Source organism: Nitratireductor sp. ATLC21, assembly GCF_057196525.1.
This window is the reverse complement of the sequence record NZ_JBXUOU010000001.1, coordinates 692,981-705,555: the sequence shown is the minus strand read 5'-3', so window position 1 is coordinate 705,555 and position 12,575 is coordinate 692,981. Positions and strand designations below refer to the sequence as shown.

Below are 12,575 nucleotides of genomic sequence, written 5' to 3'. Positions count from 1 at the left end.
TAAGGTTGCCGGATTTTGCTGTTTTTATAGCACGATGTCTATCAGACGATCCGGTTTGATTGCTTCAGGGCTGATTTGGCACTTGATGGCGTAGGCTTCAACCCCGGCTTTGTCAGCAAGTGCAAAAGCCTTTGCGTAAGCCGGGTCGAGATCGTCACACAAACGAAAGCGCGCGCAATCACCTCTTTGAATGAGATAGATCATGATAGCGCGGTGGCCTGCCTTGCGCATGGTGACAAGCTCGTGCAGATGCCGTGCTCCCCGCTCCGTCACCGTGTCGGGAAATTCCGCAAGTCCCTCTTCGCGCATGAAATGCACATTCTTTACCTCCACATAGGCGCGAGGGCGTTCCGGCTCCTCAAGAAGCATATCGATGCGTGAGCGTTCTCCATAGCGCTGCTCGCGCTTCAATGAGCCGTATGTGGCAAGATCGGACACAAGGCCGGCACGGATGGCCTCTTCCGCAAGCCTGTTTGGCAGTCCCGTGTTTATCCCGACCAGGGTGCCGTCAGCCTCGACGATCTCCAGCCGGTGTCGGTATTTTCGCTTCGGATCGTCGGAGCGGGAGAGATAGACGCGCGACCCTTTGGCTGTGAGCCCGAGCATGGAACCGGTGTTTGGTACGGAGACGGTGACCTCTGTACCGTCCATCAATGTGACGTCCGCCAGGAAACGCTTGTAGCGGCGGATCAGACGTGCCTCGATGAGCGGTGTTGAGAATTCCATGAGGGTCCTTCGAAAAGTGCCTGTTGGGAATGGCTGTGCCTTCTCGGATCGATCAGCTTCGCGCCTGTTGCTGGGGCAGCGCGGCAGCACGTTTTCGATAATAGGGGCCCAGCACCAGCGGCGTCAGATACATGGGGATCTGGTAGCAGCCGATGAAGAGCAGCAGCGAATCGGTCACGCCGGCGGGGAGGGCGGTGAGGAAGAGGCCAATATTGCGATTACCCGCGGCAATTCCCAATGGTGCGGCCATGGTGTTCTTGCCAAAGCGCTCGAGCAGAACCGTGACAGCGATCTGCAGCATGAAATTGGCTGCAAAGGCAATCGCCAGATTGAGGCCCACCCGTGCCGGATCGATCAAAAGCGTTTCGCCGACCGCTGACATGAGGCCGATCACCACGATGCCCATGAGGATGGCGGAGAGCCCGTCGATCGACTGGATCGCAACCGGCGTGGGGTTTTCCAATGCAAATCGGCGAAGGACGAATGCTGCGGACACGGCCAGCACGATGACAGCCAAAAGCCGGCCGGCAGCCGCGAAAATGACGTCTGCACTGCCGAGTGCCGGTGTGAGCCAGAAAACGGGCAGCACAGTGAGTGGCAAGAGTGCTGTTCCAAGCGTCATGACCCGCATGACGGGGGCAGGGTCATTACCGGTCATGATTGCCAGGTGCGGGCTGCCGGAAACCGGAGCTGCAGCGGCCATCAAAACCAGCGCGGTCGGCAGCACACCTTCCCAGCCCATTGCGAGGAAGGAGAGCGCGAACCCGATCGGCAGCAGCAATTGAAAGGCGAGGGTGGCGACAAGCGACTGACGCAGGTCCCCCAGAGCACCGACAAGGGCTTTCGGGCCCATTCTCAGAGCCGCAAGGAAGAGCAAAGCGGCGATCATTTCGGCGATCCAGGGTTTGGCCGCGTGCGCGGCCGCCGGTGAAGCGATGCCGACCAGAAGCCCGGCGATCAGGAAGAACCGTGCGCGCGAGGCGGCAAAACCGAGCGCCTTCTCAGCAACAATCAACGGACCTTGCATTTCATGCCTTCCTGCGCGTCTCAGTGAGTTCTCACATCCCCATCAGTCCAAAAAAGGACGAGCGAGAAGTACGCGGGCTGGCACGCCGGGTCAAACGCCACACGGCTTTGTTCACTGATGCACAATGTCAGGAAGAAAAAACTGGCACGCCCAACGGGACTCGAACCCGTGTTTCCGCCGTGAAAGGGCGGCGTCCTAGACCGCTAGACGATGGGCGCGCTCAAGACGATCCGGCTTATAGTGAGCTTCGTTGCCGGGGGCAACCCGTCTTGTGATGGTTCTATGCTTTTTTTGTGATTTATTTTCTGCGACGGCAGCGCCAGTTCCAGTCACGCTCCGGGCCGACGTCGACATGCACCGATTTCGTATGACAATAGGTGCCTACGCCGCCGCGGCCGGGCATGGAGCGAACATATTTCGCCAGTTCCCATTTGCTGACGCCATCGATCTGGATGTCTGCGGCTGCACAATACATATGAAGAGACTTACGGGCCCCTCGAACGCGGCGATTGTAACTGGGGCTGCGATAACCTGAAGTGACGACGATTCGTTTGCCGTAATGTCGTTCGATCGCCTTGAGCATGCCGACCAAGGCGGGTTTCAGGCAGGCCGTATCAACGCTCTCACGCTGTTTGAGAAGGCCATTGGGGGCAAGACGGGCCATGCCTGCGGCCGAGGCGACCTGGTAAGCAGGTTCTTCCTCGTAAATATCCGCGTCGGCATCATCGTTGCCTGTCTTGCTCGAAAACTCGAACAGGCTTTCGCCTTGCCTTACACCAGGGAGGGCAGAACCCATATTGACTGATGCCTGCACGGGCTTTGTGTCGGGTGAGGCTGAGGCAAGCACAACCTTGGAAGTTTCTGCGGGTTTGGCTTTGCTCGTTTCGACCAGCGGACGGGAGGCTTTCTCTGCCGCTTTCGCTGCCTTGGGTTCTTTTGCGGAGAAAAAGGCTGAAAGAAAACTTTGCCGTTTGGAAGCTGATTCGCTCTCGGACTGCGGTGTCGTATCGGCTTCCGCAACCTCTTCAGAAGCATCTTCTTCAGCTGGAGCGACGGTCGCAGTCTGTGTTGGCACGCTTTCGGTCGGAGGAGCAGGGTCTTCTGAAACGTTGTCGGCGGCGACCGCCTCGGTTGATGAGACAGGTTCTTTCTGGGACGCTGCTGCTGTTTCCGTTGCGACCTCCTCTGGGGCCGCTGCCTCTTCTTTTTGACCAGGACGTTCGGAGGGGAGAGGCATCGAAGTCGAGGCTTCCGACCCGCCGGCGCCTTCTGCTGCCGCAAACAGGGTGGCGTCGCTCGTCGAGAGCGAAGAATCGGTTTCGCCGTTTTGCAGTGCAGTCGGGGCGAGACCCAGTTGGGTCACAGGATCAGAGGTGGTGGAGCAGGATGCCAGAAATAGAGCGCAGATCACACCCGCCAGACTGGATCGACCATGCCTCAACACCGACATATAGCGTTTTCCGCTCTCGTCCCCCAACAACAGAAATATGCCCCTCAATTGATTGAATCACGCACACGACGATGAACTGAATTCCGTTCGCAAATCTATAGCAAGTGCTTGTCTTGCCTGCGAATCCCAGCCCCATGAACAATCATATAGGCGGTAGAAAACAATTGAGGCAAGAACATGTTTCATGCCGAAACTACGTCAAAGTTCCCTTGGGGCCTCTAAAAGCATTGTTTCGTTCTGTCATTTTGTGTGATCAGGCGCGGATGCGCACATAATCTCCCGGAGCTTCACCAAGCGCATTCTTGTTCTTCCCTGGTTTGCGGGCTTTCACCTGGCGGCTGTCCTGAGAAAGGATCCAGTACTGCCAGCGCGGCCACCAGGAACCGGCGTGCTCATCGGCGTTTGCCATCCAGTCATCAAACTCGCCTTCGGGGTCTCTGCCCGTCCAAAACTGGTACTTTTTCATCTCGGGCGGGTTGATGACGCCGGCGATGTGACCGGAACCCGCCAGCACAAACTCAACCGGCCCACCAAAAAAACGGCTGCCAAGGAAGACGGATTTGGCTGGTGCTATGTGATCCTCACGCGTGGCAAGGTTGAATATCGGGATCTTGATGTCTTCCAGATGAAGCGATTTTCCGCGTAGAACGGCGCGGCCCTGGGAGAGGTTGTTCTCAAGATAACAGTTGCGCAGGTAATATGAGTGATTGGCGGCTGCCAGCCGTGTGGAATCGGAATTCCAGTAAAGAAGGTCGAAAGGCAGAGGCGCCTGACCGCGCAGGTAATTGTTGACCACATATGGCCAGATCAGATCGCCTGCGCGCAGCATATTGAAGGCGGTGGCCATGCGTGTGGCGTCCAGGTAGCCGCGTTCACGCATGGCTGCATCCAGAGCCTGGATCTGGTCTTCATCCACGAAAACCTTGAGATCGCCAGCAAAGGTGAAATCCACCTGTGTGGTCAGGAAGGTAGCGGAAGCGATACGGTCGTCTCCCTCGGCTGCCATCAGGGCCAGACCGGCTGCCAACAGGGTTCCGCCCACGCAGTATCCCATAGCGTTGACCTGTTTTTCTTCTGTCGCAGCCTCGATCGTGTCCAGCGCGAACCTTATGCCCTGGTCGATATAGTCTGCCCAGTCATACCGGGCGTGTCGCTCGTCCGGATTGACCCATGAAATCACAAAAACCGTATGCCCTTGCTCAACGGCCCAGCGGATGAACGAGCGCTTGGGATTGAGATCGAGGATGTAGAATTTGTTGATCCAGGGAGGAACAATAAGCAGCGGCCGCTTCAAAACCTTCTTCGTCGCGGGCGCGTATTGCAGAATTTCGACCAGTTCGTTGCGGGCTATCACCTTGCCCGGAGTGTTGGCCAGATTCTCGCCGATCTTGAATTGTGAACTGTCGGATTGCCGGAGTTTGAGGTCGCCTTTCCCTGCGGCAATGTCTTCGGCGAGCATCCGCATGCCGCGTACGAGATTTTCCCCGTTACTTGCCATGGTCTCACGATACAGCTCAGGGTTCGTAAGGAGAAAGTTCGACGGCGATAGGGCCTGGCTCATCTGCTCCACATAGAACCGCGCCTTGTGACGCGTTATGTCATCAAGGTCGTCGGCGCCGTCCACGAGGTCTGCAGCCCAACGCGCAGTGACGAGATAGGCCTGCTTCAGGAAACTGAAAAAAGCATTGCGTCCCCATTCGGGATCCTGGAAGCGCTTGTCCGTAGCCGCAGCGGAGGCGTAGTCGCCCACGTTCTCCTCGCTCATTCGGCGGATGGCATTTGCCCAGATGCCCATGAACTCGGCGAACAGACGTGTCTGGGCCTCCAGCGCGCGGGTGGGATCGCCCAACCAGTATTCACTGACGCGCGAAAAGGTTCTGATCATGTCGGCAAGGGGGGCGGCGGTTATGTCGCTGGCTTCATTCTTTTCTCTCGCTTGCGTCCAGGAGGCGGCGGCCTTGCCGAGTTCCTCAAGCGCGCGCGCCAGGTTTTGTGCCAGACGTTCGGGGTCTTTTGCGAAATACTGGTCGAATGCCGACTCTTCGTGATTTTCTGCGCCCGTGGTCTGCTTTTCTCGAGCCATAATCTGCGCCTGCAACCTGAACGCGCCTTTCAAGCGGCGCGGTGTTAACGTAATCTCCACGGGAGGCTCCCCCGCGACCATCATGCATGGTAGTGGCTTGAATCGGAAGAGAATATGAAAATCAGAGCTCACCGCGGTTTTTTTCGCATCACCGAAGCATTTGCCTTGGCGGCTTCCCTTTCGCTTGTGCTCGGTGGATGTGTCAGCGCGAGTTTGGAAGATGCAGCGCCTTCCGCGGCGATCAGCACGCCACCGCCCTTGCCAGGCCCTGCTTCACAAGCTGGGACCGGGGCAACCAATACGTCTGCTGCGCGCAACACGGGTGCCTATCCCGATCTCAACATCCCGCCGGAATCAGCGGCTACGCCAATTGATTCAAGTGAGAAGGATGCACTGACGCGGGATCTCTCCGCAGTGCGGGAGCGCCTGGCGGTCCGGGCTCCAAGCAACGACGCCGAAGCAGAGGCTGCACGGTTGCGCCGTCTTGCCAAAACGCATGCGGAGCGGCAGCTCGAGGAAATCGAAAAGAGCGAATAACCTCAGCTCTCCTTTCCCTCGACCACTGAGTGGAATGGGTATATGAGGACCGGTCACCGGTCTCGCGTCACCTGCATCGAGGTATGATGATGGAAGAATTTCATAAGATCCGTCGGCTCCCGCCCTATGTTTTCGAGCAGGTGAACCGCCTGAAGGCGAGTGCGCGTTCGCGTGGTGCCGATATCATTGATCTCGGCATGGGAAACCCCGATCTTCCAACGCCGCAGGCCATTGTCGACAAACTGTGTGACGTGGTGCGCGATCCGCGCACGCATCGCTATTCATCTTCGCGTGGCATTCCCGGTCTTAGACGGGCACAAGCGGCCTATTACCAGCGTCGCTTCGGCGTGAAGCTTGATCCTGAAACTCAGGTGGTCGCGACGCTGGGGTCGAAGGAGGGGTTTGCCAATATGGCCCAGGCGATCACCGCGCCGGGCGATGTGGTGCTGTGTCCAAATCCGACTTATCCCATTCACGCATTCGGGTTCATCATGTCGGGTGGTGTCGTGCGGGCTATCCCCGCCGAGCCTGACGCGAATTTCATTCCGGCGCTCGAGCGTGCGGTGCGCTATTCGACGCCAAAGCCGATCGCCCTCATCCTGAATTACCCGTCAAACCCCACGGCCTGTATGGCGTCGCTGGATTTTTACAAGGATGTGGTTGCCTTTGCGCGCAGGAACGATCTGATCATTCTTTCTGATCTTGCCTATTCGGAGATCTATTTCGAGGGCAATCCACCACCTTCGGTTCTGGAAGTGCCCGGCGCAATGGACGTCACGGTGGAGTTCACCTCGATGTCCAAAACGTTTTCAATGCCGGGCTGGCGCATGGGCTTTGCCGTGGGCAATGAGCGGCTGATCGCCGCGCTGTCGCGTGTCAAATCCTATCTGGATTATGGCGCCTTCACACCGATCCAGGTGGCGGCTGCGGCTGCTTTGAATTCCGATGGTACGGAGATTGAAGAGGTGCGCGAAATCTATCGCCGCCGCCGGGATGTGCTTGTGGAATCGTTTGGCCGCGCCGGCTGGGATGTGCCGCCGCCACCTGCCACCATGTTTGCCTGGGTGCCGATCCCGGACGCCTACCGAGAACTCGGCTCTTTGGAATTCTCCAAACTTTTGGTCGAAAAGGCCGAGGTGGCGGTTGCACCCGGTATCGGTTTTGGTGAGTTCGGGGACCAGTTCGTGCGTATCGCGCTGGTGGAAAATGAGCATCGGATTCGGCAGGCCGCCCGCAGCATCAAGCGCTTCCTTGCAACCGCGCCGGAAAACACCGACAACGTCATTCCGCTCGGCGCCCGTCGCTGAGTCTAACCACTGAACTATCGAGAAGGAGCACGCCTCATCATGGCCGAAGCGTTGCGTATTGGAATTGCGGGTTTGGGAACCGTGGGTGCCTCTGTCGTGCGTTGCATGACGGACAAGGAAGCGGAACTCACCAGGCAATGCGGACGCACGATGGCTCTGACGGCGGTTTCTGCCCGCGACCGTAATCGCGACCGCGGAATAGAATTGGGTAATGCGCAGTGGTTTGACGATCCGGTCGAACTGGCCAGTTCGGCCGAGATCGATGTGTTGGTGGAACTGATCGGTGGCGACAGTGGTGCGGCTTATGATGCGGTGAAGGCGGCACTGGAGGCGGGGCACCACGTGGTGACTGCAAACAAGGCGCTCCTCTCCAAACACGGTGTCGCGCTGGCCGCAATCGCGGAGGAGAAGGGCGTTCTTCTCAACTACGAAGCGGCGGTGGCCGGCGGCATCCCCGTTATCAAGACCATGCGTGAAGCGCTCGCCGGGAATGAAGTGAGCCGTGTGTTCGGAATCATGAACGGCACGGCAAACTACATTTTGACACGCATGGAAGAAGAAGGGCTCTCCTTCGAGGACTGCCTTTCAGAAGCGCAACGCCTTGGATATGCCGAAGCCGACCCCACCTTCGATATCGAGGGACACGATACGGCGCACAAGCTTTCGATCCTGACCAGCCTCGCCTTTGGGTGCAAGATCTCTGCTGACGATATCTATATGGAGGGTATCTCAAATATCAGCCAGGCTGATATCCGCGCAGCCAGCGAGCTTGGTTACCGGATCAAGCTCCTGGGTGTGGCCGTCAAGACCGACAGCGGGATCGAGCAGCGAGTTCACCCCACCATGGTGCCGACGCAATCTGTCATCGCGCAGGTCCATGGTGTGACCAATGCCGTGGCGATTGAGACGGATGTACTGGGCGAGCTTCTGCTTTCGGGACCCGGCGCGGGAGGAAATGCAACGGCCTCCGCGGTCATCGGCGATATGGCCGACATTGCGAAAAGCCGTCCGGGTTTTCAGCACGGCCCGGTTTTTGGGCGACCCGCTGCCAAGCTGAAACCCTACAAGCGGGCTCGAATGCGCTCGCATGAAGGGGGCTATTTCATCCGCATGACTGTGCATGACCGGGCCGGTGTCTTCGCGGCCATTGCCAAGCGTATGGCTGACAATGACATTTCGCTCGAATCGATCGTCCAGCATGCTGATGGCGGCCTGCCGGACGAGCAGAAGAATGTGATTCTCGTGACCCACGAGACGACCGAAGCAGCCGTCCGCAAGGCAGTCGATGGCGTGATGAAGGACGGTCATCTCGTGGACAAGCCGCAAGTTATCCGCATCGAGCGGGCAGCCTGACGCACATTTCGAGCCTGTCACATTTATTCAATCGATTCATGTTTTTGACGGGGCGGCCGGGGTCTTGCCGTGCCGCGCCGTCTTTGTCACAAGAAGCCGCCGCCCATGGAAGGCGGTGAACATCAGGATCTGGATACATGTTGAAAGCCACGCAGGCGGGTCTCGACCGCATTCTCACACTGGAACTCGTTCGTGTGACGGAGCGCGCGGCTGTTGCTGCGGCAAGGCTGCGGGGCCGCGGCGACGAGAAAGCGGCGGATCAGGTGGCCGTTGACGCCATGCGTTCGGAGCTCAACCGTTTGCCGATCAAGGGCACGGTGGTGATCGGCGAGGGCGAGCGCGATGAAGCGCCGATGCTTTATATCGGAGAAGAAGTGGGTGTGGGTGAGGGACCCGAGGTCGACATCGCGCTCGACCCGCTGGAAGGCACCACGATCTGCGCCAAGAACCTGCCAAACTCGTTGGCTGTGATTGCCATCGCGGAGCGCGGCAGCCTGCTTTATGCGCCCGACGTCTACATGGAGAAAATCGCTGTCGGTCCTGGTTATCCCGAAGGTGTCGTCGATCTCGATGCTCCCGCCGTGGAGAATATCGAGGCGCTGGCAAAGGCCAAGGGTGTGCCGGTCAACGAGATCACGGCCTGTATTCTCGACCGGCCGCGCCATGCGCGCCTGATCGAGGAAGTGCGCGGCACGGGTGCCGCGATCCGGCTGATCGGCGATGGTGACGTGGCCGGCGTCATACACACGACCGATCCGGATGAAACCGGCATTGATATCTATCTCGGCATCGGCGGCGCGCCCGAGGGGGTTCTTGCGGCGGCAGCGCTGCGCTGTATCGGAGGGCAGATGCAGGGACGCCTGCAGCTCAATACCGAGGAGAAGATCGCGCGCGCGGCGAAGATGGGCATTTCCGACCCGAACAAGGTCTACCGTATGGATGAGATGGCAAAGGGTGATGTGTTGTTTGCCGCGACCGGTGTGACGGACGGCAATCTGCTCTCCGGTGTCAAATTCGGCCGCGACCAGATCTCCACCCATACGATCGTCATGCGCTCTTCTTCGCAGACGGTGCGCGAGATCATCGCCCGCCATCAGGATCTGGACAAGTTCTGAGAACCTCAAAGTCGCTTGCCATTGTTCATCCTCTGTGAAACCTAGTCGGCGATGACTGGCGACAAGCGATATTTCCTGGATGTGCGGCACTCGGCACGCGGGCTTGCGTGGGAGCATCGGTTGGACCTGCGCGGCGAGAACGTTGCGCTTGCGATGGCGCAGACCCATGGTATTCCCGAAATCGTTGCGCGCGTTCTGGCCGGTCGTGGGGTGGAGTTGGACGAGGCCAAACGTTTTCTCGACCCGACGATTCGTGATCTCCTGCCCGATCCAGCGAGCCTGACCGACATGGAGAAAGCCGCCGAACGGCTGGCCCGCGCTGTTCAGCGCGGCGAAAAGGTAGCGATTTTCGGCGACTATGATGTCGATGGTGCTGTTTCCTCGGCCATGATGAAGCGCTTTCTTGCGCACTACGGCATCGCATCCGAAATCTACATTCCGGACAGGATCTTCGAGGGCTATGGACCAAATCCCGAGGCGATGAGAGAGCTTGCCGGCAGGGCAAGCCTGATTGTCACCGTGGACTGCGGCGTCAACAGCGCCGTCGCCATCGCAGCGGCGACGGAGGCGGGTGCCGACGTGGTGGTTCTCGATCATCACCAGGTAGGCGGCGAGTTGCCGGAGGCGGTCGCGGTGGTGAACCCGAACCGGGAAGATGACCTCTCAGGCCAGGGATTCTTGTGTGCCGCCGGTGTTGTGTTTCTTGCTCTGGTGCAAACGGTCAAACGTCTTCGCCAGGAGGGGGCGGTAAAGGGCGCGCCGGACCTGTTGGGGCTTCTTGATCTCGTGGCGCTCGGAACGGTGTGCGATGTGGTGCCGCTGGTGGGCGTCAACCGCGCCTTCGTGGTGAAGGGGCTGTTGGCCGCGCGTCAGATGAAAACGCCGGGACTGGCCGCGCTGGCACGCGTGTCGCGCATTGGCGAACCACTCAACCCCTACCATCTCGGCTTCATGATCGGGCCGCGCATCAATGCCGGTGGCCGTATCGGCAACGCGGCTTTGGGCAGCAATCTGCTCGCCAGCGACGATCCGGCCGAAGCCGCGAAAATCGCAGAGACACTCGACCGGCTGAATACCGAGCGTCAGGACATGGAAACGGTGATGCTTGCGGAGGCGAAGGCCGAGGCGGACGCCGAGTTGATGGCCGGCGAGGGGCCCGCTGTGCTTGTTACCGCGAGCGACCGCTGGCATCCGGGCATCGTTGGTCTTCTGGCGTCCCGCCTCAAGGACCATGCAAGGCGGCCGACCTTTGCGATCGCTTTCGATCCGAGCGGCAAGGGCACAGGCTCGGGGCGCTCCATTCCGGGATTTGATCTGGGCAAGATCGTTCGTGAAGCGGTCTCCGAAGGGTTGTTGGTCAAGGGCGGCGGCCATGCCATGGCGGCCGGGATTACCATTGAACGCGGTAAGCTCGGGCCGCTTAGGGCGTTTTTCGAGGAGCGGGCTGCTCGCGCGGTGAAAAAGCTGAGGGATGCTGAAAGCCTGAAGGTCGATGCGGCACTCTCTGCCGATGGAGCAAATTTTGCGTTGCTCGATGCGTTGGAGACCGCCGGGCCGTTTGGCTCGGGTCACCCGACACCAGTGTTGGCGCTGCCGCGCCACCGTCTGGCCGATGCACGGATCGTGGGCAATGGACATATCCGGGTCGATCTGCGCTCACAGACAGGCGCGCGCATGGAGGCCATTGCCTTCCGGGCTGCCGAGACGGATCTTGGCAATTTCCTTTTCGCCAACCGCGGTGCGACGATCCACGTTGCGGGGACGCTGGCCGCCAACCACTGGAACGGAACGAAGCGCATCCAGATGCGGCTTCAGGATGCGGCGAGCGCATGAAAGCGGGGATTACCCCAGAACGGCGATGATCCGGTCAAGCTCTGAGAGGCGGGCCTGGGTGGTCTCGTAACCGATCGCAATGGCTTCATCGGCACGGTGGAACTCGGTAAGGCCGATGTGGCCGAGCTTGGGCTGGAGCGACAGATCCGGCGGGTCGCCCGCCATACGCGCGCGCGAAATTCGATCCTGAATGATGTTGAAGGCTTCGACCATCACGCCGGTAATGCCGAGCCGCTGATCGCGCTGATGCGGGCCCTTTTCCACCACTAGCGGGGCTTTGTCGCCTTGCTCGGTTTCCCGAGGCATATCGGCTGCGTGCTTGATGACTGCAGCGCGTCCAAACAGGTCGTAATGAAGATTGACGGCCATGACGAGGGGCTGTTCATAGGTTCGGCAGGCCGAAACAGGGACCGGATTGACGAGCGCGCCGTCAACAAGCACTCGACCGTTGCAGGTAACTGGTTCGAAAACGCCCGGCAACGCGTAGGAAGCCCGCATCGCAGTGATGAGTGACCCGCTCGACAACCAGATCTCGTGGCCGGTGCGAATTTCGGCAGCGACGCAGACAAACGGCTTTGAAAGATCATCAAAGGTCACGCCGCGCAGATGCTCTTCCATGCGGGCCGTGAGTTTCATCCCGCCAAACAGACCGCTGCCGCCGAAATTGATGTCGAGCAGTCCAAAAATACGCCGCTTGGTCAGGGAACGGGCAAAATCTTCCAATTCATCCAGCTTACCGGCCAGATAACAGCCACCCACCAGCGCGCCGATAGAGGTGCCGGCAATCATACCGATGGGGATGTTCGCTTCGTCGAGTGCGCGCAGGACACCGATATGAGCCCAGCCGCGCGCAGCGCCGCCGCCGAGGGCAAGCGCGATACCATTGCGGGGATTTGGTGCAGGCACCCGCTCGGCCACGGGTGGCTCAGGCGAACCCAAATCGCCCTGCCTGCTGTCTTGCTTCCTGCGTAGAGATGCCCAATCGAGCATGATCATCTCCTCGTCCCCATGGCATCATGCCTGGGAACTGTATCAAATTGGTGAATATGCGTCGCTTTGACGAACCGAACGGTTCAACGCTGCCTCACCGGGGAACGTGGCGAATCTGCCAGCCTCTAGATGTGCGTTCCCGAGAAGAAAGTCT

Annotated in this window: 10 protein-coding genes and 1 tRNA gene; 5 read left to right on the top strand and 6 right to left on the bottom strand. The window is 59.4% G+C overall.

Annotated elements, in window-relative coordinates; translation table 11 throughout:
* Window positions 1-24: 24 nt before the first annotated feature.
* The 5 genes from sfsA to AC2CHD_RS03465 all read right to left on the bottom strand — a co-directional run bounded on the left by sfsA (window position 25) and on the right by AC2CHD_RS03465 (window position 5,286).
* A complete protein-coding gene (gene sfsA, locus AC2CHD_RS03485) occupies window positions 25-726 on the bottom strand; it encodes a DNA/RNA nuclease SfsA (protein WP_484552588.1) in 702 nt (233 codons plus the stop codon).
* A gap of 52 nt (window positions 727-778) precedes the next feature.
* Window positions 779-1,753 carry a hypothetical protein gene (locus AC2CHD_RS03480; RefSeq protein WP_484552587.1) on the bottom strand — a complete coding sequence of 325 codons (975 nt, stop codon included), beginning with the start codon at window positions 1,751-1,753 and terminating at the stop codon, window positions 779-781.
* Window positions 1,754-1,895: 142 nt separating this feature from the next.
* Window positions 1,896-1,971, bottom strand: a tRNA-Glu gene (locus AC2CHD_RS03475).
* A gap of 80 nt (window positions 1,972-2,051) precedes the next feature.
* On the bottom strand, window positions 2,052-3,203 hold the full coding sequence (locus tag AC2CHD_RS03470) for a YcbK family protein (RefSeq protein ID WP_484552586.1): 1,152 nt from the start codon (window positions 3,201-3,203) through the stop codon (window positions 2,052-2,054).
* A 253-nt stretch (window positions 3,204-3,456) separates the two neighbouring features.
* Window positions 3,457-5,286 carry a PHA/PHB synthase family protein gene (locus AC2CHD_RS03465; protein WP_484552585.1) on the bottom strand — a complete coding sequence of 610 codons (1,830 nt, stop codon included), beginning with the start codon at window positions 5,284-5,286 and terminating at the stop codon, window positions 3,457-3,459.
* Window positions 5,287-5,400: 114 nt separating this feature from the next.
* On the opposite strand from AC2CHD_RS03465, the gene AC2CHD_RS03460 reads away from it, so the two are divergent.
* From AC2CHD_RS03460 to recJ, 5 genes are all read left to right on the top strand, one after another.
* Window positions 5,401-5,823, top strand: a complete 423-nt coding sequence (locus tag AC2CHD_RS03460; protein ID WP_484552584.1) for a hypothetical protein — start codon at window positions 5,401-5,403, stop codon at window positions 5,821-5,823.
* 86 nt (window positions 5,824-5,909) lie between these two features.
* Window positions 5,910-7,130, top strand: coding sequence for an LL-diaminopimelate aminotransferase (locus AC2CHD_RS03455; protein ID WP_484553205.1), 1,221 nt, complete (start codon window positions 5,910-5,912; stop codon window positions 7,128-7,130).
* A 39-nt stretch (window positions 7,131-7,169) separates the two neighbouring features.
* Window positions 7,170-8,483 (top strand): homoserine dehydrogenase, encoded by a 1,314-nt coding sequence (locus AC2CHD_RS03450; protein WP_484552583.1) that lies wholly within the window; start codon window positions 7,170-7,172, stop codon window positions 8,481-8,483.
* 137 nt (window positions 8,484-8,620) lie between these two features.
* Window positions 8,621-9,598 (top strand): class II fructose-bisphosphatase, encoded by a 978-nt coding sequence (gene glpX / locus AC2CHD_RS03445; RefSeq protein ID WP_292896066.1) that lies wholly within the window; start codon window positions 8,621-8,623, stop codon window positions 9,596-9,598.
* 51 nt (window positions 9,599-9,649) lie between these two features.
* Window positions 9,650-11,431, top strand: coding sequence for a single-stranded-DNA-specific exonuclease RecJ (recJ, locus tag AC2CHD_RS03440; RefSeq protein WP_484552582.1), 1,782 nt, complete (start codon window positions 9,650-9,652; stop codon window positions 11,429-11,431).
* A gap of 9 nt (window positions 11,432-11,440) precedes the next feature.
* Here recJ and AC2CHD_RS03435 read toward each other — a convergent pair whose 3' ends face one another.
* Entirely contained in the window at window positions 11,441-12,421 is a 981-nt protein-coding gene (locus tag AC2CHD_RS03435) for a patatin family protein (protein WP_484552581.1), read from the bottom strand.
* Between the last annotated feature and the right edge of the window lie 154 nt (window positions 12,422-12,575).